Raw genomic sequence first — 20,575 nt, 5'->3', positions numbered from 1 at the left:
GGAAATCATCCTTGCGGGTCGTGATGAAGGGAAGCGATCAGGCGCACCTGCTCTTCGTAGGTTCGGGCGAAGTCCTTGGCCAGCAGGCGCTCGCTCCAGTCTTCGTTGCCCATCAGGGCCTGGTGGTAGCGCACGTAGGATTTCCAGCGGCTACCGAACAGACCTCTGCGGCCCTGGCGCTCGAACTGCAATACCAGCTGTTCCGGGGCGAAGTGCTCCAGGGTGCTGCGTAGCGCGTGGCGGCTGGCGCCGAGCATGGCCACCTGGTGCGCCTGCAGGTCGCGGAAGGCTTGCGACACCGCCTGCTCGGCGGACATCTGCCCGCCACGGCGCGGCTTGAGTAGCTCGCCCAGCACCTGATCGGCTTCCAGCGGCGCCTTGATCGGGTTGCGGCTGGCACCTTGCGGGGTGGTCAGCGACAGGCGCAGTTCGTTCTTCAACTCGCTGCGGGTGCGCAGGCTCTGCTGCAAACCGCCGATGCTGTGGCGCAGCAGCCCGGCGGCCTGCACCGCCAGGTCTTCGCGGGCCTGCTCGTCGAGGTTGTCCAGGTCCACGCCAAGGGCGGCGCCGAAGCGCTTCCAGAAGGCATCGTCACGGCGCTCGCGCGGGGCCGGCGCAGGCGCGGGCTCGGCGGCTACGGCCGGCACCAGGGTCGGCACGATCAGGCTTTCGCGGTCGATCTGCGCGTAGTCGGCGCGCTGGCGAGCCGGTGGCTCGGGCATGGCCATGGCCGCCAGCTCGTCCATCGGTTGCAGGCGGGACTCTTCCTGGTCCAGCGCGGTGATCGGGTCGAGTTCGAGGAAGGCGTCGTCGGGGATGATGTTGCCGCCCGGCATGCCCAGGCTGACATCCATGCCTGGCTCGCTGTCGATCAGCCGCGCGCGCACTTCGATGTCACCCAGGCGGTACACCGCGCCCTGCTCGATGCGGTACGGCTCGCCCTTGCGCAGCTGGGCGCCGCTGCTGGCCAGGCGCACGCCGTTGCTGCTGATGTCAGTCAGGAAGAACCCGCCGTTCTGGTAGGTGACCTGGGCGTGATGGCTGGACAGGTGGCGTTTGTCATCCTCGATGCACCAGTGGCAGTCCTTGGCCCGGCCGATCTCGCCACCGGCGCGGCCGAAGGTCTTGGTCGGCGAGTCGGTGCGGCCGTGCTGGCGTTTGTCGAGCAGTTCGAAAACCAGTTCCATGGTCAGGGCTCCTTGTGCTCAGTTGCCACGGTTGAGGGCCTGGGGATCTCCCAGGGGGCGGTAGCTGTCGTCGTCGAACTTGTAGTTGCCACCGCAACCTGCCAGGGCGAACGCGGTAACCAGGGCCAGCAACGTGACCCGCCAGTGACGGTGAAACATCGGAACGACTCCATGTACGGATGAGGCATGCGCCGCCACGGGCGCGCCTGGGTTGAAGGGGGTAAGTTTCGGGGTCATGCCGGTCAGCCCTCGCAATCGCCGATCTGGATGTTCAGGCGCCCCAGCCGGTACAGCAGGGTACGCCGCGGCAGGCCGAGCTCGCGGGCTGCCAGGGTCTGGTTGCCGTCGTGCTTGCGCAGGCAGTCGAGCAGCAGGCGGCGCTCGACCTTCTCCAGCCGCTCGCGCAGGTTCAGCTCGCTGTCTTCCGGTGGCGGCTCGGCCAGGTTCAAGGCGAAGTGGCCGACCTCCAGCTCATCGCCTTCGCACAGCAGCACCGCGCGCTCCACCAGGCCCTTGAGTTCGCGCACGTTGCCGGGGAAGGCATAGCCGTCGAGGTGGTCCAGGGCGGCCTGGGACCAACCCACCGGGCTGCGCTGGAGGAAGTCGCAGGCCTTGTCGCAGAAGTGCCGGGCCAGGGTGATGACATCGCCGTTGCGCTGGCGCAGCGGCGGCAGCTCGATGGGGAACTGCGCCAGACGGTAGTACAGGTCTTCGCGGAACAGGCCGTCGCTGACCATCTGCGCCAGGTCGCGGTGGGTGGCGGCGATGATGCGCACATCGATCTTGTGGGTGGCGTTGGAGCCCAGCGGGCGGATCTCGCCTTCCTGCAGCACACGCAGCAGCTTGGCCTGCAGGGCCAGGGGCATGTCGCCGATTTCGTCGAGCAACAGGGTGCCCCCATCGGCGGCGTCGAACAGCCCCGGGCGGTCACGCTCGGCGCCAGTGAAGGCGCCCTTGCGATAACCGAACAGCTCGCTTTCCAACAGGCTCTCGGGGAAGGCCGCGCAGTTCTGCACCACGAACGCGCCCGAACGGCGCGGGCCGTAGTCGTGGATGGCGCGGGACACCAGTTCCTTGCCGGTGCCGGTCTCACCGCGCAGTAACACGGTGTAGGGGCTGTGCAGGACCTTGCTGATCATCTGGCAAGTCTGGCGCATGGCCTGGCTCTGGCCGATCAGGCCGTAGCTGCTGGCGGCAATCGGCGCTGTGCTGGTTGCCTGGAGTTGTGGCCCGGGCTGGCGCAGGCGACGCAACAACTGCAACTGGCCCATGGCGAAACCACCCAGGCGGCCGAGGGAGTCGGCGAAGCCTTCCAACGCGCCGCGCTCGCGGTTCACGCACAGCAACACCCCGGCCACGCGCTGCTGCGCGGTCACCAATGGCACCGCCAGCAGCGCCTGCCAGGGTGTGTTCTGGCAGGGTAGGAAGCTGGTGTCAAAGAGGCTGGCGGACAGTTCGGCGATGTTCACCACACGGTTCTGGCACAGGGCGAACTGCAACAGCTGCTCGCCGTTGTAGTCGGCCGGCAGGCTGGAGCAGTCGCGCGCCAGCAGCTTGCCGTCGAGCCAGGCGGCTTCGAGCCCGAGCCGGGTATGGGTCGGGTCGAGCAGGTACACCTGCACCAGCGGGCAGCCGCTGAGCCCGGCCACGGCCTGCACCAGCGCCTGCAACAGGCACTGGTCGTCCGCCGCCCGGGCCAGGTCGGTGAAGGTGCCCAGCAGCGACTCGGCATAGGCCAGCGGATGCGGCACGTGCGCGAACATCACACCCACCTCAGGCGAACTCGCAGATCACGCCAGCATCCGCGTCGAGGGTGGCGTGCACGCGGCTGATCGCCTCGCCGCTGGCCATGGCGTCGAGCAGGCGGTCGGCCACCTTGGGCAGCACATGGCTGTCGATCAAGTGGTCGATCAGGCGCGCGCCGCTTTCGCTCTGGCTGCAACGCTCGGCCAGGTGGTCGACCAGCGCCTGGCAGTGGCTGAACGCCAGTTGCCGGCGTTGCAGACGCTCGCCCAGGCGGCCCAGTTTGATCTCGATCAGCTCGCGCAGCACCGGGCCGCCCACGGGGTAGTAGGGCACTACGCGCATACGCGCCAGCAGGGCCGGCTTGAAGTGGCGGCTGAGCACCGGGCGGATGTGCTGTTCGAGCAGCTCGGCGTCCGGGCGTTCACCGTTTTCGCACAGGGCGCTGATCTGCTCGCTGGCCAGGTTCGAAGTCATCAGGATCAGTGTGTTGCGGAAGTCGATCTGGCGCCCTTCGCCGTCGTTGGCCACGCCCTTGTCGAAGATCTGGTAGAACAGGTTGAGCACGTCCGGGTCGGCCTTCTCCACCTCGTCCAGCAGCACCACCGAATACGGCTTCTGGCGCACCGCTTCGGTGAGCATGCCGCCCTCGCCGTAACCGACGTAGCCGGGTGGCGCACCGATCAGGCGCGAGACGGTGTGCTTCTCCTGGAACTCGGACATGTTGATGGTGGTGATGAAGCGGTCGCCACCGTACAGCAGGTCGGCCAGCGCCAGCGCGGTCTCGGTCTTGCCGACGCCGCTGGGGCCAACCAGCAGGAACACCCCCACCGGCGCATCGGGTTTGTTAAGGCCTGCGGCGGTGGCGCGCATGGCGCGGTTGAGAGCGTGCACGGCCTGCTCCTGGCCACGGATGCGCGCGCGCAGGTCGTCGGCGAAGCTGATCACCTTGGCGTTGTGCTCACGGGCCAACTGGCTCAGCGGCACACCGGTCCAGGCGCTGATCACTTCGGCCACTAGGCGCGGGCACACTTCGGCGCTGACCAGGCGTTCCTCGGCCTGGGCGTCGAGCAGGGCTTGGTGGGTCTCGGCCAGGCGCTGCTGAAGCTGTTCGCGGCTTTCGCCGACAACGGCGTCCTCGCCCTCCTCGCCTTCAGTTTGTGCTGGCACTTCGATGGGGGCGTTGGCGACCTGCTGGCGCAGCTCCAGCACCTGCTCGGCCAGCTCACGTTGACGGGCCCAACGGGCATCCAGCTCAATCTCCTGGTCATGGGCTTCAGCCAGGCGCTGCTCCAGGCGCTCGAAGGCCTCCTGGTCGATCTCCAGCCCGGCCTCGGCATCGCGGCGCAAGGCGTTGCGCTGACGCTCGCCCTCGGCCAGCTCGGCGCGCAGGCGTTCAAGACTGTCCGGCGCCGCAGCCAGGCTGATGCGTACACGGGCACAGGCCGTGTCGAGCACGTCGACGGCCTTGTCGGGCAACTGGCGGCCAGTCAGGTAGCGCGCCGACAGTTCGGCCGCGGCAACCACGGCGTCATCACGCAGGTAGATGCCGTGGCTCTTCTCGTACAGCTGGGCCAGGCCGCGCAGGATGGTCACCGCCTCGCCCACGGTCGGCTCGTGCAGTTGCACCGGCTGGAAGCGCCGGGCCAGGGCCGGGTCCTTCTCGAAGTACTTCTTGTACTCGGCCCAGGTAGTCGCGGCGATAGTACGCAGCTCGCCACGCGCCAACGCCGGCTTGAGCAGGTTGGCGGCGTCGGAGCCACCGGCATTGCCGCCCGCGCCGATCAGCGTATGGGCTTCGTCGATGAACAGGATCACCGGGCGCGGCGCGGCCTTGACCTCGTCGATCACGCCTTTCAGGCGACGTTCGAACTCACCCTTGACGCTGGCCCCGGCCTGCAGCAGGCCCATGTCCAGCGCCAGCAGGTCGACACCTTGCAGCGCCGGCGGTACTTCACCAGCGACGATGCGCGCGGCCAGGCCCTCGACCACGGCGGTCTTGCCCACGCCGGCCTCGCCGACCACGATCGGGTTGTTCTTGCGGCGGCGGGCGAGGATATCGATCATCTGGCGGATCGACGCATCGCGGCACAGCACCGGGTCGAGCTTGCCGTCACGGGCCTGCTGGGTGAGGTTGTGGGTGAAGCGCTGCAGCATCGACTCGCCCTGGGGCGCGCCAGCGGCCTTCGGCGCGGCCGGCTGTTGCGACAGCGCATAACCCTTGAGGCGCTCGATATCCAGCCCCGACAGCAGTTTGTGATAACGGCTGCCGCCGTAGCGCAGCGGGTTACGCAGCAGGCCGAGGATCAGCGCGCCCTGGTCAACCTGGCTCTGGCCCAGCTCGAGGTTGGAAACCAACAACGCATCCTGCAGCCACTGCACCAGCTCCGGCGCGAACACCGGGTTGCGGGTGGCGCTGTGCTCGACATTCGGCTGCAGCGCGGCGCTGAACTCGCCGACGTCGACTGCCGCGTCCTGCAGCGCACGCTGCAGCAGGCTGTCGCTGCGTTCGAGCAGCCCCAGCAGCAGGTCCTCCACCAGGATCTTGCTGCCGCCGCGGGCCACGCAGCGCTCGGCGGAGCGCTCCAGGTCGCGGCGGCTGTCGGCGTCCAGGGCCTGGACGAGTTGTTGCAGGTCTACGTTGATCATGGCCATTGGTCCTTAATGAATTTTGCTTCCCAGGGTCACCACGCCATCGGCGCGCTCGCGACCCAGCCAACTGGTCCAGCCCAGGTGGCAGACGTTCTGTTCGCCGATGCGCAGCTCGCGGATCTCTTCGCGGCGCAGCTCCAGGCGGATGTCGTAGTCCAGCGGGTCGCGCAGGGTGAAACGCGTCAGCGCACACAGCGGCTGGTAACCGAAGCCGATCGGCAGGAACTCGTGAAAGCGCTGCCAGTCCAGCTGGGTGATATGGATGCGGAACTTGCCGCTGCGGTCGCGCACGCGCTCCCCCAGCACGGCGTCTTCGCCCAGCAGGCTGTTGGCCAGGCCCAGGCGGTTGCACTGCTCCTCGAGGATGTCCACGCGCCGCTCCAGGCACTGCTCGATCACCAGGTCGGCGTGCTTGAAGTAGTAACGCAGCACCGCCTCGATCAGCGCCGCCGAGTGGGCGCGCAGGCTGAGCACGCCGAGGTACGGCAGCAGGCGTTTCCAGTTCAGCTCCTTGGCCCGGCGAATCTCTTCGCCACCCAGCCCGATCAGGGCGAACAGGTGCGACGAGAAGCCGTCCAGCGCGCCGCTCTCGAAACTGGCGCGGTAGCGGTACTTGCGCCAGATCGGCAGCAGCAAACGTTGCAGGCGGTGGTGGAACAGGTCGAGGAACATCCGCGTCGGGTTGCCGTCCTCGTTGTCGCCTAGTGCCTGCTCGCCATAAAACGCTGGCAGCGGCGAGCTGGAACCGACCAGGCCGATCAGGTTGAAGCGCATGCGCGCGCGCAGTTGGCCGTGCTCGTGGAAGAACTCGATGCGGTCGACGTCGCTGCCGGGGAAGCCCAGGCTGGGGTTGGCCTGAAACTCCACCAGGTCGTAGAGTTCCTCGTCCTCCAGGTACGGGTAGGCCTCGCGCAACTGCTCCATCACCAGCAGCACCGCCTGGAACAGCGAGTACTCGCGGATGCTCCGGCTCAGCCGGCTTACAGCAGCGGTTGCAGGCCCATGCGTGGTGTCCATTGGTACACCTCCCCTTGTGTGCTTTTCACCCGCAACTCGTGGTACGAGTTGAGGCTGGCGTAGAGCGCGAAGAATTCATTGAGCACCGAGGCGAAGACGAACAAGTCGCCCTCGCCTATGTAGCCTTCCGGGTCGATGGTCAGTTCGGTGCGCAAGCCGCGCAGCGGCAGGCCACGGTGCAGGCGGTCGACGTGCTGGTGGCGGATCGACTTGAGCCCACCGAGCAGGCGGCGGCTGACTTTCTCGGCGTGCTGGTCGTAGTAGCGCGGCAGGTCGTAGGTCTCGAGGATCACCTTGAGCGCATCGACGTCGGCCAGCGACAGGTAGTTCAGCGACATGTTGCTGATCAGCTTCCACAGGAAGTCGCGGTTCAGCGGCGGCGCGTAGCTGGCGGTGACCGGCGTGATGTTGCGGAAGGTGAGGAACTCGGGGGTCTCCTCGCTGAGCATGCAGATGTCGCCAAGCTTGAGCCGACGCGGCAGGTTCTGGTTGGTGCAGGTCAGCTCGATCGACAGCGTCTCGTGGGATTCGGCCTGGTGCACGCCGAAGCTCAGGTAGGTGTCCAGGCCGTCGTGCAGCAGCGAGGAGCGCTGGCGGATGCTGTAGTGCGGGCGGTTCTGTGGCACGTCGAAACTGGCGTCGTGCTCGAACGATTCGAACGGCACGTAGTTCTGATAGCCCAGGCCACCGGGGCTCCAGCCGGTCACGCTATCGACCGAGAACACCCCGCAATGCTCCAGGTCGAGCTCGGCCGGCAGCAGCAGGTATTCGTCCTGCTTGCCATCCAGACGGATTGGCAGGGCGTCGTGCTTGAACAGGTTGGCGATAGGTGTGCAGTACAGCTTGACGTTGTCCAGGGTCGGGCGCAGGCGCTGGGCCTCGCCACGGCGGATGTCGAAGCGCAGCTCGACGCCATGCACCTGCTTGAGGGTTTCCTCCGGCAGGCTCTGCAGCACCTCCAGGCCGGTCACGTCGACGAACAGGAACTTGTCCTGGAAGGCGAAGTACTCCTGCAGGAAGCGGTAGCCGCGGAAGGTGTTCAGTGGATAGGGGATCAGCGCCTCTTCCTCGGCGAACCCCACCGGGTGCACCTTGGCCGCCGGCGCGCGCAGCAGCAACGGCTCGCCCTTGGAATTGAGCATCGGCTTGCCGTGGCTGTCCAGCGGCATCAGCTCGATACCGGCCAGGCTGCGCAGCAGGCTCAGGTAGAGCATCTGGCTGATGTAGCGCTCACCGGCCAGGTGCAGGCGCAGCTTGTTCAGCTTCACATCCCCCAGGTTGCCGTCGCAGTTCATCTCCAGGCGCAGGCTCAGCAGCGCGCCCTGGCCATTGAGCGAGTAGTTCAGCGCGCTCAGGCGCAGCGGCAGCACTTCGGTCGGGTAGCAGGTGCGAAAGCGGCAGCTGACGCCATCGATCGGCTTGCCTTCCACCGGCGTGTCGCGCTCGACCCGCAGGGCCGGGCCGGCCTGGCGCAGGGGGTCGAACTGGAGGATGCTGAACGCCGGTAGCGGACGCATGTAGTTCGGCCACAGCAGGTGCATCAGCGAGTGTGTGAGTTCAGGCAGCTCATCGTCGAGCTTCTGCCGCAGGCGGCCGGTGAGGAAGGCGAAGCCCTCGAGCAGGCGCTCGACGTCCGGGTCGCGCCCAGCCTGGCCGAGGAACGGCGCCAGCGCCGGGCTGCGTTCGGCAAAGCGTCGCCCCAGCTGGCGCAGCGCCGTCAGCTCGCTTTGGTAGTAATAGTTGAAGGACATCCGTCGTTCCGCCTGAATTCAGATCTCGAGTACCGCCAGTGGCGCAGGGTTCGTGAAATCCAGGTTTATGGGAGGCGCGACATCGTTAGTCTCCTTGACTGACACTGACTTGCCCGCTGCCATCCAGGCGCGCGGCAAAACTGACAGAGCGCTTGATGCCGTCCACCTCAAGCTGGCCTTCGATACTGAAAGCCAGCTTGAGCTGATCGTGATCACGCGGTCGGGAAATCACCCGGACATCGGACATGCGGGGCTCGTAGGCTTCGATGAAATACTCGATAGCCCGGCGGGCCTGGCTGAGTGCGTCGTGCAAACTCAGGCGCATGTCGTTGAGGTCCGGCAACCCGTAGTCGGCGAGCGTCTGCACGCTGCCGGCACGGGTGCTGAGCATTTTCGCCAGATGAGCGGCCACGGAAGCCATGGCGGCGTCTTCACGCCGCCAGTTGGCACGCTGGTCGGCTTCGCCGCTCAGGCGTTCGAACAGGCTTCCGTAACCTTCCATCATCGACGCTTACTCCTTGTCCAGCTTGCCGACCAGCGACAGGGTGAAGTCGGCGCCCATGTACTTGAAGTGCGGACGCACGTTCAGGCTGACGCGGTACCAGCCCGGCTCACCTTCCACGTCGCTGACGATCACCTGGGCGGCGCGCAGCGGACGACGGCCACGCACTTCGGCGCTCGGGTTCTCCTGGTCGGCCACGTACTGGCGGATCCACTTGTTCAGCTCCAGCTCCAGGTCGGTGCGTTCCTTCCAGGAGCCCAGCTGCTCGCGCTGCAGGACTTTGATGTAGTGGGCCAGGCGGTTGACGATCATCATGTACGGCAGCTGGGTGCCCAGCTTGTAGTTCAGCTCGGCGGTCTTGCCTTCCGCGCTGATACCGAAGAACTTCGGTTTCTGCGCCGAGTTGGCCGAGAAGAACGCCGCGTTGTCGCTGCCCTTGCGCATGGTCAGGGCAATGAAGCCCTCTTCGGCCAGCTCGTACTCGCGACGGTCGGACACCAGCACTTCGGTCGGGATCTTGGTCTCGATCTCGCCCATGCTCTCGAAGTGGTGCAGCGGCAGGTCTTCCACCGCGCCACCGCTCTGCGGGCCGATGATGTTCGGGCACCAGCGGAACTTGGCGAAGCTGTCGGTCAGCTTGGTACCAAAGGCGTACGCGGTGTTGCCCCACAGGTAGTGCTCGTGGCTGTTGGCCACGGTTTCCTTGTAGACGAACGACTTGACCGGGTTCTCTTCCGGGTCGTACGGGTTGCGCAGCAGGAAGCGCGGCACGGTCAGGCCGATGTAGCGCGCGTCCTCGGACTCACGGAAGCTCTGCCATTTGGTGAACTGCGGGCCTTCGAAGTGATCTTTCAGGTCCTTCAGGTCCGGCAGGCCGGTGAAGCTTTCCAGGCCGAAGAATTTCGGGCCGGCAGCGGCGATGAATGGCGCGTGGGACATGCAGGAGACGCTGGAGACGTACTGCATCAGCTTGACGTCCGGCGAGCTCGGCGACAGGTAGTAGTTGGCGATGACCGCGCCCACCGGCTGGCCACCGAACTGGCCGTACTCGGCGGTGTAGATGTGCTTGTACAGGCCGGCCTGCATCACTTCCGGCGAGTCTTCGAAGTCATCCAGCAGGTCCTGCTTGGAGACGTTGAGGATCTCGATCTTGATGTTTTCACGGAAGTTGGTGCGGTCGACCAGCAGTTGCAGCCCACGCCAGGCCGATTCCATGGCCTGGAAGTCCGGGTGGTGGAGGATCTCGTCCATCTGGCGGCTGAGCTTGGCATCGATCTCGGCGATCATGCGGTCGACCAACGCCTTCTTGACCGGCTCACCGTCGTTCTGCGGCTTGAGCAGTTCTTCGATGAAAGCCGACACACCACGCTTGGCGATGTCGTAGGCTTCGTCGTCCGGGGTCAGTCGGGTTTCGGCGATGATGCTGTCGAGAATGCTGAATTCGCTGTTCTCGGCGCTCTGTTGTTGTGCGGCGGTGCTCATGGCAATTAGCTTCCTTGACTAGGGGGATCAGGCGTCAGGCGCGGCGTTCAGGCCCAGTTCGCCGAGCACGCGCTCGCGGGACTCACCGTCGGCCAGCACGCCTTCGATGGCCTTGCGGAACGCTGGGGCGTTACCCAACGGGCCTTTCAGGGCGACCAGGGCTTCACGCAGTTCCATCAGCTTCTTCAGCTCCGGCACTTGCTCGACCAAGCTGGCCGGGTTGAAGTCCTTCATGGTGTTGACGCGCAGGCTGACCGCCAGCTCGTCGCCTTCGGCGCCTTCCTGCAGGCGGTTGGGCACGGCCAGGGTCATGCTCAGCTCCTGCTTGGCCAGCACCTCGTCGAAGTTCATCTTGTCGATGCTGATCGGCTTGCGGTCTTCGATCTTGCGATCGTCGGCACGCAGGGTGTAGTCACCGATCGCCAGTAGTTTCAACGGCAGTTCGATCTCTTCCTGAGCCCCACCGGTGGCGGGTTTGAACGTGACGTTGATGCGTTCCTTGGGGGCTACCGAGCCTTCTTTGGCCATTGGTTTTCTCCTTGAGGGTTATGGCCCTTGGGCCTATTCGAGTACGACTTCGAGATCGAGATGGCACAGTCGGCGGTAGATCTCGTCCTTGCGTTCGCGCACCACATGGTTCTGCGGCAGCAGCTCGCAACAGGTATGCAGCAGGTGCAGCACCTGCAGCGACAGGTCGGGCTCCCAGACGTCCAGGCCGGCTTGGCGCAGTTGTTCGTCGAGGGCTTCCAGCTGGGTCTTGGCCAGCTCGTATTTCTTGGCCGTGTAGCAGAGGCGCGCCTGGCTCAACTGCCAGAAAAAGCGCTCACGCCCGCCGTGGGCGCCCTGCATCTGCTGTTTGAGGTGTTGCACCGCGCTCTTGAGGCCATCCTTGCGCAGGATCGGCTGCACCGCCTCCAGGGCTTCCTCCCAGGGCGCCTGGCGCGCGCCGGGCTCAGTGACCGGCTGGGCCACCTCGGCCTGCAAGTGGGGGGTGACCTGGGCGGCGACCCAGGCACGGGTTTCGGGGTCAGCGAAGGGAGTACCGTCGTGGAACTTCAGCTCGATCACGCTGGGCAGGCGCTGCAACAGCGAGGCGAAGTTCATCTCCACCTCACGCATGCCGGCCTCGACGTTCAAGGCCTGGCAGCACTCCCAGACCAGGCGCTGGCCATCGAACCAGAACGGCGCCTTGGCCACGCTGTTCTCCAGCTCCACTAGCAGGTCGGCATAGTTGCCCTGCTCGAAACGCTCCCGGTAGTTCTTGAGCTTGTCAGCAGGCAGGCCACGCAATGCGGTAACGTTTTCAGCATTACGCTCCGGCATCGCCTCGATGGGCAGCCACAGCAGCGTGCGGTTCAGGCGCAGAGCGCGCAGATCGGTGGCTTTCTGCCGCTGCCACCATACGCACAGCTGGCGGCCCTGTTCCTGCTGGGCACGCAGGGCCTTGGTGGCGTCCTTCTCGTTCTCCACCGGCTCGCCCGGGGTGAACAGCTGGGTGGCGGCCTGCTTGACCTGAGCGACGATGGCGCCGACCGCGCCAGGTTGCGGCTCGTTGTCGGCCGAACGCTGGACCTGGCCCTTGAGTGCACGGCAGATCGGCAGCAGCAGCGGCGCATCGTCGCCCAGCTGGGCGGATAGCGCCGCTTCCAATCCACCCAGTTGCTCGACCATCTGCTGGAACAGCGGCAACTGTTCCTTGATCGCAATGTCGGCGCCCAGCGCCTGCTCGAGGCGTGGCACCAGCCAACCGATGGCGGCGGAACGGGTACGGGGCTTGGCGGGATGGACGTCCTCCCAGTGGTGCTCGCACAGCTCGCGCAGCAGGCTGATACCCGCCAGCAGGCCGGCGTAGGATTCGCGCTGGAACAGGGCCCAGGTCAGCCAAGAGGCCACGCGCAGATCCTTGGACTGGTCGCGCAGCAGCGCTTCACTGTTCTCGAGGATCTTCAGCCAGTCCACCTGGCCGCTGGCATGGATCGACTGCGCCCGGGTCAGCTCACCTTCGAGGGCTTCGAACTCGGTGGAGAAGCGCACGTCGTCACCGCCGAATGAGCCCGGCGAGACGGCATTCTTGCCGAGTTCCAGATAGCGCGCAGCCAATTTAGAAGAATAAGACATCCATTTCTCGCATTTAGAACTCGCACATCGATTCTGGAACCTGAGTTCCAGAACTTTGCTGTCGGGAAGTTCTATCGATTCAGTTCACAATCCAGTGAACAGGTGGTCAAGCGGATGAATAGCCTAATGCCATCAATGACACATTGCAACCACTCAAAAGGATAGGCAAAAGCAGAGCGAATACACCATCTCAGGGTTTCCCTGATGCCGACTAATATTATCCCTGAGGCAATTGCAAAACTTATTGACGAAACTCAATCAGGTATCGTGGATAACTCTTTGAAAAATTTAACAGCCGTTAAAAGAAATCGCAGCCATTCTGAGCTCAGATTTTTTTGAAACGCACGTAGGAAAAGTTATGATCAGAACCAAATCGAATTGTTAAAGCCGACGAAATGCCTCAACTATGGCATAGTGCCATCAAGTTGTTTTCAAATATGCTGTGGTTTCGAACTGAGTACCGCGCAAGCATACTCGGCAACAAAAAACCCCCGAAGCTCTCGCCTAGGGGGTTCGCAACCAACGGTCACACTTCGGCTTAGAACGGAATATCGTCGTCGAAGCTGTCGAAGTCAGCGGCCGGCTGCGGGGCAGGCTGCTGCGGTGCCGGACGCTGAGGAGCCTGCTGCGGGCGTGGGGCCTGCTGGCGCGGCGCCTGGTTGTACTGCTGCTGGCCGCCCTGGTTGTAGTTACCGCCACCCTGGTTGTACGGGTCGCCACCTTGCTGCTGGTTCTGCGGACGGCCGCCGAGCAGCTGCATGGTGCCCTGCATGTCGACGATGATCTCGGTGGTGTAGCGCTTGATGCCGTCCTTTTCCCACTCGCGGGTCTGCAGCTTGCCCTCGATGTACACCTGCGAACCCTTGCGCAGGTACTCGCCGGCGATCTCGGCGACCTTGCCAAACAGCGACACGCGGTGCCATTCAGTACGCTCGACCTTCTGGCCGGACTGCTTGTCGGTCCACTGCTCGCTGGTGGCCAGGCTCAGGTTGGTCACGGCGTTACCGTTGGGCAGGTAGCGGACTTCGGGATCCTGACCGCAGGTACCGACCAGAATGACTTTGTTAACCCCACGGGCCATAACGTTCTCCTAGGCTTCGCACGCCGAAGAGGCTGGGTTCACCAGACGCTCGAGGGTCGTACGGTCCAAAATTTTCGTATCCAGTTTGATATAGATGGCGGCTTCTTCTGCCACCACCACGGCGTCGGTCACACCCGGCACGGCCATCAAGCGCTCGGTCAGCCCGGCTTCCCGGACCGCCTCCGGCGTCAGCGGCATGCGCAGGCTGGTCACGTAGGGCGGCTCGTTCATGCGCAACGCGGTGAGCAGCCACAAGGCGCACAGGCCCGCGCAACCAAGAAACACCATGCTCAGGCCACCGTGCTGGAACAACCAGCCACCGATGATTCCTCCCAGCGCGGCACCCAGGAACTGGCTGGTGGAGTACACCCCCATCGCAGTCCCCTTGCCGCCGGCGGGCGACACCTTGCTGACCAGCGAAGGCAGAGATGCCTCCAGCAGGTTGAAGGCAGTAAAGAATACCACGGTGCCGATCACCAGTCCGCGCAAGTTGTCAGCCCACTGCCAGAAGAACACCTCCACCAGCAGCAACACACTGACCGCGCCAAGCAGCACGCGTTTCATCTTGCGCTTCTTCTCCCCGTAGATGATGAACGGGACCATTGCAAAAAATGAAACGAGCAGCGCGGTCAGGTACACCCACCAGTGCTGCTCTTTCGGCAAACCACCTCGCTCGACGAACGCCAGCGGCAGCGCCACGAAGCTGGCCATGAGAATAGCGTGGAGGATGAAAATGCCCGCGTCCAGGCGCAGAAGGTCCGGATGACGGAGGGTCGGGCCGAGCGCCTGGCGGGCCACACCGGATTCGCGATGCTGCATGGTGCTATGGGTGTTGGGCACGACAAAAGCGATCAGGGCGATACCGACCAGGGCAAGTCCTGCGGTGGCGAGGAACAATCCTGACAAGCCAAAGGCGCGGGTCAACAACGGCCCGATCACCATCGCCACGGCGAACGACAAGCCGATGCTCATGCCGATCATCGCCATGGCCTTGGTCCGGTGCTGTTCGCGGGTGAGATCGGAAAGCAGCGCCATCACCGCCGCGGAGATGGCACCGGCACCCTGCAGGATGCGCCCGGCGATCACACCCCAGATCGAATCGGCCTGGGCCGCCAACACGCTGCCCAGGGCGAAGATCACCAGCCCCAGGTAAATCACCGGGCGTCGGCCGATGCGATCGGAAATCACCCCGAACGGGATCTGCAGCACGGCCTGGGTCAGGCCATAGGCACCGATGGCCAGGCCGATCAGCGCGGGGGTGGCGCCAGCCAGGTCCATGCCGTAGGTGGCCAGCACCGGCAGTACCATGAACATGCCCAGCATACGAAAGGCAAAGACCAGGGCCAGGCCGCTAGCGGCGCGGGTTTCGCTGCCACTCATGCGTTCGTTGTGGGTGTCGTGCATGGAATAACCTCGTGTGAACCGGCGGCGATTCTATCAGTCCGACGCGTTGACGGCATACACGTGACGCTTTGCCGCGTAATGGCAGCGCGCCGTATACTCCTGTGTTTATGCCCGCCGAGCGAGGCTGCAGTGGACAAGATCCTGATCCGTGGGGCACGCACCCACAACCTGAAGAACATCGACCTCACGCTACCGCGGGACAAGCTGATCGTGATCACCGGCCTGTCCGGTTCCGGCAAGTCGTCCCTGGCGTTCGACACCCTGTACGCCGAAGGCCAGCGCCGCTACGTGGAATCGCTGTCGGCGTACGCCCGGCAGTTCCTGTCGATGATGGAAAAACCCGACGTCGATACTATCGAAGGCCTGTCGCCGGCCATCTCCATCGAACAGAAGTCGACCTCGCACAACCCGCGCTCGACCGTGGGCACCATCACCGAGATCTACGACTACCTGCGCCTGCTCTATGCCCGCGTCGGCACACCACGCTGCCCGGACCATGACATCCCGCTGGAAGCGCAAACGATCAGCCAGATGGTCGACCTGGTGCTGGAAAAGCCCGAGGGTAGCAAGCTGATGCTGCTGGCCCCAGTAATCCGCGAGCGCAAGGGCGAGCACCTGGCGGTGTTCGACGAACTGCGTGCCCAGGGCTTCGTACGCGCCCGGGTCAACGGCAAGCTCTACGAGCTCGACGAACTGCCCAAGCTGGATAAGCAGAAGAAGCACAGCATTGATGTGGTGGTGGACCGCTTCAAAGTCCGCGCCGACCTGCAGCAGCGCCTGGCCGAATCGTTCGAGACCGCGCTCAAGCTGGCCGACGGTATTGCCCTGGTGGCGCCAATGGACGACGAGGAAGGCGATGAAGTGATCTTCTCCGCCCGCTTCGCCTGCCCGATCTGCGGCCATGCGATCAGCGAACTAGAACCGAAGCTGTTCTCTTTCAATAACCCGGCCGGTGCCTGCCCGACCTGTGATGGCCTGGGGGTGAAGCAGTTCTTCGACACCAAGCGCCTGGTCAACGCCGAACTCACCCTCGCCGAGGGCGCTATACGCGGCTGGGACCGGCGCAACGTCTATTACTTCCAGATGCTCGGTTCACTGGCCGCGCACTACGGTTTCAGTCTTGAAGAACCCTTCGGCGAGCTCTCGGCCGATCACCAGAAAGTGATCCTGCACGGCAGCGGCAAGCAAAGCGTCGACTTCAAGTACCTCAACGACCGTGGCGACATCGTCAAGCGCTCGCACCCGTTCGAAGGTATCGTGCCCAACCTCGAGCGCCGCTACCGCGAGACCGAGTCGGCCACCGTGCGCGAAGAACTGGCCAAGTTCCTCGGCACCCAGCCCTGCCCCGACTGCCGCGGTACGCGCCTGCGCCGTGAGGCGCGGCATGTGTGGGTAGGTGAGAAAACCTTGCCGGCAGTCACCAATCTGCCAATCGGCGAAGCTAGCGCGTACTTCGGCGACCTGACCCTGACCGGCCGACGCGGTGAGATTGCCGCGAAGATCCTCAAGGAGATCTGCGAGCGCCTGCAGTTCCTGGTCAACGTCGGCCTCGACTACCTGACGCTCGACCGCAGCGCTGACACCCTGTCCGGCGGTGAGGCCCAGCGCATCCGCCTGGCCAGCCAGATCGGTGCCGGCCTGGTGGGCGTGATGTACATCCTCGACGAGCCGTCCATCGGTCTGCACCAGCGCGACAACGACCGCCTGCTGGCCACCCTCAACCACCTACGAGACCTGGGCAACACGGTGATCGTGGTGGAACACGACGAGGATGCCATCCGCCTGGCCGACTACGTGGTGGACATTGGCCCGGGCGCCGGCGTGCATGGCGGGCAGATCGTCGCCGAAGGCTCGCCGGAAGAAGTCATGGCGCACCCTGACTCACTGACCGGCAAATACCTGTCCGGGCGCAAGAAGATCGTCGTGCCCGCCAAGCGCACCCCGCGCAACAAGAAGCTCTCGCTCAAGCTAAAGGGCGCGCGCGGCAACAACTTGCAGAACGTCGACCTGGAAGTACCGATCGGCCTGCTGACTTGTGTGACCGGCGTGTCCGGCTCGGGCAAGTCGACACTGATCAACAACACCCTGTTCCCTTTGGCCGCCACCGCGCTCAACGGTGCGAGCAGCCTGGAGGCGGCGCCGCACGTCAGCGTCGACGGCCTGCAGCATCTGGACAAGGTGGTCGACATCGACCAAAGCCCAATCGGCCGCACCCCACGCTCGAACCCGGCAACCTACACCGGCATCTTCACGCCGATCCGTGAACTGTTCTCCGGCGTGCCGGAGGCCCGCTCACGCGGCTACGGCCCTGGGCGCTTCTCGTTCAACGTCAAAGGCGGGCGCTGCGAGGCCTGCCAGGGCGACGGCCTGATCAAGGTTGAGATGCACTTCCTGCCGGACATCTACGTGCCCTGCGACGTGTGCAAGAGCAAGCGCTACAACCGCGAAACCCTGGAGATCAAGTACAAGGGCAAGAACATCCACGAGGTGCTGGAAATGACCATCGAGGATGCCCGCGAGTTCTTCGACGCGGTCCCGGCCCTGGCGCGCAAGCTGCAGACACTGATGGACGTCGGGCTTTCCTACATCAAGCTGGGGCAGTCGGCGACTACCCTGTCCGGCGGCGAGGCACAACGGGTCAAGCTATCCCGCGAGCTGTCCAAGCGTGATACCGGCAAGACCTTGTACATCCTCGACGAACCCACCACAGGCCTGCACTTCGCCGACATCCAGCAACTGCTTGATGTGCTGCACCGACTGCGCGACCACGGCAATACAGTGGTGGTGATCGAGCACAACCTGGATGTGATCAAGACTGCCGACTGGCTGGTGGACCTGGGGCCGGAGGGTGGTTCCAAGGGGGGGCAGATCATTGCCTGTGGCACGCCGGAAGAGCTGGCCGAGAAGAAGCAGTCCTACACCGGGCATTACCTGAAACCGCTGCTGGAGCGGGATCGGGCCTGATACAACAAGGGGGCTGCGTTGCAGCCCCCAGGCTTTTACATCTGCGATTGCAGGTAGTTCTCGAGGCCAATGGCCTTGATCAGCCCCTGCTGCTTCTCCAGCCAGTAGGTGTGATCTTCTTCGGTATCTGCCAGCTGCGCCCGCAGGATATCGCGGCTGATGTAGTCCTTGTGCAGCTCGCACAGTTCGATACCCTTGCACAACGCGGCACGCACCTTGTACTCGAGCTTGAGATCGGCCTCGATCATCTCCGGGACCGTGCTGCCGACTTCGAGGTCATCGGCGCGCATGTCGGGAGTGCCTTCGAGCATCAGAATACGACGCATCAGGGCATCGGCGTGCTGCGTCTCTTCTTCCATCTCGTGGTTGATACGCTCGTAGAGCTTCCCCAAGCCCCAGTCTTCGTACATGCGCGAGTGGATGAAATACTGATCGCGTGCTGCCAGTTCGCCCTTCAGCAACGTGACGAGGTAGTTGATTACGTCCGGGTGACCTTGCATCGCCCTGCTTCTCCCTATGAATGCGTCAATGACCACTAGTGTGAACCAGCTTTTGCTCGTGGTCACTGAAAATGCGCAATCCGAGGTAAAAAATCGACTAAACAGTAGTGATATTCATTGAAAAACCGCCCAAATGAGGGCGATTTTTCTTATCACTTCGACTTAGGCGAGATTCACACCCAGGGCCTTGGCGACGCCTTCGCCATAAGCCGGATCGGCCTTGAAGAAGTGCTGCAACTGGCGCTGGACCACATCTTCGCTGACTCCGGCCATGGTGCCGGCGATATTGCTGATCAACAACGCCTTCTGCTCGGCGTTCATCAGGCGGAACAGCGCCCCAGCGTGGCTGTAATAATCCGTGTCCTCACGGTGATCGTAGCGATCCGCCGCGCCATTGAGTGCCAGCGCCGGCTCGGCATGGCGGGGCGACTGCTTCGGCGCGTCGGCGTGGCTGTTGGGCTCATAGTTCGGCGCGCTGCCGTAGCCCCCCATGGCCATCGAACCATCGCGCTGGTAGCTGTTGACCGGACTGCGCGAAGCATTAACCGGCAACTGCTGGTGATTGGTGCCCACCCGGTAGCGGTGCGCATCGGCGTAGGCGAACACCCGACCTTGCAGCATGCGGTCCGGCGACAGGCCAACACCCGGGACCATGTTGCTCGGGCCGAAGGTGGCCTGCTCGACCTCGGCGAAGTAGTTGAGTGGGTTGCGGTTGAGTTCCAGCACACCCACTTCGATCAACGGGTACTCCTTCTGCGACCAGGTCTTGGTCACATCGAAGGGGTTCTCTGCCCGGGCAGCCGCTTCGGCCTCGCTCATCACCTGGATGCACACGGTCCAACGCGGGAAATCACCACGCCCGATAGCCTCGAACAGGTCGCGCTGGGCGTAGTCTGGGTCGGTACCAGCCAGGCGCGCTGCGTCGGCAGGCGCCAGGTTCTTGATGCCCTGCTGGGTCTTGAAGTGCCACTTGACCCAAGTGCGCTCACCCTTGGCGTTGATCAGGCTGTAGGTGTGGCTGCCGAAACCGTGCATATGGCGGTAGCCATCGGGGATGCCGCGGTCGGAGAAGAGGATGGTGACCTGGTGCAGTGCTTCCGGCGAGTACGACCAGAAGTCCCACATCATCTGGGCATTCTTCAGGTTGCTCTGCGGGTGGCGCTTCTGGGTGTGGATGAAGTCCGGGAACTTCAACGGGTCACGGATGAAGAACACCGGGGTGTTGTTGCCAACGATGTCCCAGTTGCCTTCCTCTGTGTAGAACTTCAACGCGAAGCCGCGCGGGTCACGCTCGGTGTCGGCGGAACCGCGTTCGCCACCTACCGTGGAAAAGCGCAGGAAGGTTTCGGTGCGCTTGCCGATGGCATCGAACAGCTTGGCGCTTGTGTAACCGCTGATATCACGGGTGACGGTAAAGGTACCGTAGGCGCCCGAGCCCTTCGCATGTACGCGGCGCTCAGGGATGTTCTCGCGGTTGAAGTGGGCCAGTTTCTCGATCAGGTGGAAGTCGTCGAGCAGCAACGGGCCACGTGGGCCGGCGGAACGGGAATTCTGGTTATCAGCAACGGGGGCACCGCTGGCGGTGGTGAGAATCTTGCTCATGGGCTCTCCTTATCGGCTTCAGTGGCCACTTAGTGGCATACCATGAAGTATCCTCAAGGTCAGATCTTTGAGCTAATTCATTATTCTTGCAAATATGATAGAAAATTCTGATTACCGCAGACACAAAAAACCGGGCACTAGGCCCGGTTCCTTGCAGCAGACAGAACGTCTTACTCGGCAGCTTCTACAGCACCACCGACTGGACGATCAACCAGCTCGACATACGCCATAGGCGCGTTGTCGCCAGCGCGGAAACCGCACTTCAGGATGCGCAGGTAGCCGCCCTGACGGGTGGCGTAACGCTTGCCCAGATCGTTGAACAGTTTGCCAACGGCGGACTTCGAACGGGTACGGTCGAAGGCCAGACGACGGTTGGCTACGCTGTCTTCCTTGGCCAGGGTGATCAGCGGCTCGGCAACGCGGCGCAGTTCCTTGGCTTTCGGCAGGGTGGTTTTGATCAGCTCGTGCTCGATCAGCGACACTGCCATGTTCTGGAACATAGCCTTGCGGTGAGAGCTGGTACGGCTCAGGTGACGTCCACTTTTACGATGACGCATGATTCATTCCTTACC

16 protein-coding genes are annotated in these 20,575 nt (G+C 63.9%); 1 reads left to right on the top strand and 15 read right to left on the bottom strand.

Features of this window, described 5'->3' with window-relative positions; translation table 11 throughout:
• Nucleotides 1-5 precede the first annotated feature (5 nt).
• The 12 genes from tagH to IM733_RS21845 all read right to left on the bottom strand — a co-directional run bounded on the left by tagH (nucleotide 6) and on the right by IM733_RS21845 (nucleotide 14,937).
• Nucleotides 6-1,187 carry a type VI secretion system-associated FHA domain protein TagH gene (gene tagH / locus IM733_RS21900; protein ID WP_248918431.1) on the bottom strand — a complete coding sequence of 394 codons (1,182 nt, stop codon included), beginning with the start codon at nucleotides 1,185-1,187 and terminating at the stop codon, nucleotides 6-8.
• Between the two features lie 18 nt (nucleotides 1,188-1,205).
• The gene (locus tag IM733_RS21895) at nucleotides 1,206-1,346 is read right to left on the bottom strand and encodes a hypothetical protein (protein WP_011531912.1); all 141 of its coding nucleotides are present in this window, start codon (nucleotides 1,344-1,346) and stop codon (nucleotides 1,206-1,208) included.
• An 83-nt stretch (nucleotides 1,347-1,429) separates the two neighbouring features.
• Complete coding sequence (locus IM733_RS21890; protein ID WP_248918430.1) at nucleotides 1,430-2,950, bottom strand: sigma 54-interacting transcriptional regulator; 1,521 nt, start codon at nucleotides 2,948-2,950, stop codon at nucleotides 1,430-1,432.
• Between the two features lie 10 nt (nucleotides 2,951-2,960).
• A complete protein-coding gene (gene tssH, locus IM733_RS21885; protein ID WP_248918429.1) occupies nucleotides 2,961-5,585 on the bottom strand; it encodes a type VI secretion system ATPase TssH in 2,625 nt (874 codons plus the stop codon).
• A gap of 6 nt (nucleotides 5,586-5,591) precedes the next feature.
• Nucleotides 5,592-6,599, bottom strand: a complete 1,008-nt coding sequence (gene tssG / locus IM733_RS21880) for a type VI secretion system baseplate subunit TssG (RefSeq protein WP_248918428.1) — start codon at nucleotides 6,597-6,599, stop codon at nucleotides 5,592-5,594.
• Complete coding sequence (gene tssF, locus IM733_RS21875; protein WP_248918427.1) at nucleotides 6,563-8,350, bottom strand: type VI secretion system baseplate subunit TssF; 1,788 nt, start codon at nucleotides 8,348-8,350, stop codon at nucleotides 6,563-6,565. Before tssF ends, tssG begins: the two co-directional genes overlap by 37 nt.
• Nucleotides 8,351-8,435: 85 nt before the next feature.
• Entirely contained in the window at nucleotides 8,436-8,852 is a 417-nt protein-coding gene (tssE, locus tag IM733_RS21870) for a type VI secretion system baseplate subunit TssE (RefSeq protein WP_248918426.1), read from the bottom strand.
• A 9-nt stretch (nucleotides 8,853-8,861) separates the two neighbouring features.
• Nucleotides 8,862-10,334, bottom strand: coding sequence for a type VI secretion system contractile sheath large subunit (tssC, locus tag IM733_RS21865; protein ID WP_011531906.1), 1,473 nt, complete (start codon nucleotides 10,332-10,334; stop codon nucleotides 8,862-8,864).
• 27 nt (nucleotides 10,335-10,361) lie between these two features.
• Entirely contained in the window at nucleotides 10,362-10,862 is a 501-nt protein-coding gene (gene tssB / locus IM733_RS21860) for a type VI secretion system contractile sheath small subunit (RefSeq protein WP_011531905.1), read from the bottom strand.
• 33 nt (nucleotides 10,863-10,895) lie between these two features.
• The gene (tssA, locus tag IM733_RS21855; RefSeq protein WP_248918425.1) at nucleotides 10,896-12,452 is read right to left on the bottom strand and encodes a type VI secretion system protein TssA; all 1,557 of its coding nucleotides are present in this window, start codon (nucleotides 12,450-12,452) and stop codon (nucleotides 10,896-10,898) included.
• A gap of 538 nt (nucleotides 12,453-12,990) precedes the next feature.
• Nucleotides 12,991-13,533 (bottom strand): single-stranded DNA-binding protein, encoded by a 543-nt coding sequence (locus tag IM733_RS21850; RefSeq protein WP_011531903.1) that lies wholly within the window; start codon nucleotides 13,531-13,533, stop codon nucleotides 12,991-12,993.
• A gap of 9 nt (nucleotides 13,534-13,542) precedes the next feature.
• Nucleotides 13,543-14,937, bottom strand: a complete 1,395-nt coding sequence (locus IM733_RS21845) for an MFS transporter (RefSeq protein WP_248918424.1) — start codon at nucleotides 14,935-14,937, stop codon at nucleotides 13,543-13,545.
• Nucleotides 14,938-15,066: 129 nt separating this feature from the next.
• Here IM733_RS21845 and uvrA point away from each other — a divergent pair, with 129 nt between their 5' ends.
• A complete protein-coding gene (gene uvrA / locus IM733_RS21840) occupies nucleotides 15,067-17,901 on the top strand; it encodes an excinuclease ABC subunit UvrA (RefSeq protein ID WP_248918423.1) in 2,835 nt (944 codons plus the stop codon).
• Nucleotides 17,902-17,936: 35 nt separating this feature from the next.
• Here uvrA and bfr read toward each other — a convergent pair whose 3' ends face one another.
• The 3 genes from bfr to rplQ form a co-directional block, all read right to left on the bottom strand.
• On the bottom strand, nucleotides 17,937-18,401 hold the full coding sequence (bfr, locus tag IM733_RS21835) for a bacterioferritin (protein WP_166891780.1): 465 nt from the start codon (nucleotides 18,399-18,401) through the stop codon (nucleotides 17,937-17,939).
• 162 nt (nucleotides 18,402-18,563) lie between these two features.
• Nucleotides 18,564-20,003, bottom strand: coding sequence for a catalase (locus IM733_RS21830; protein ID WP_248918422.1), 1,440 nt, complete (start codon nucleotides 20,001-20,003; stop codon nucleotides 18,564-18,566).
• A 170-nt stretch (nucleotides 20,004-20,173) separates the two neighbouring features.
• On the bottom strand, nucleotides 20,174-20,560 hold the full coding sequence (rplQ, locus tag IM733_RS21825; protein WP_003255451.1) for a 50S ribosomal protein L17: 387 nt from the start codon (nucleotides 20,558-20,560) through the stop codon (nucleotides 20,174-20,176).
• Nucleotides 20,561-20,575 lie beyond the last annotated feature (15 nt).

The sequence above is a fragment of the Pseudomonas entomophila genome, from assembly GCF_023277925.1.
Lineage (GTDB): Bacteria > Pseudomonadota > Gammaproteobacteria > Pseudomonadales > Pseudomonadaceae > Aquipseudomonas > Aquipseudomonas entomophila_D.
This window is presented reverse-complemented; position numbering and strand designations above follow the sequence as displayed.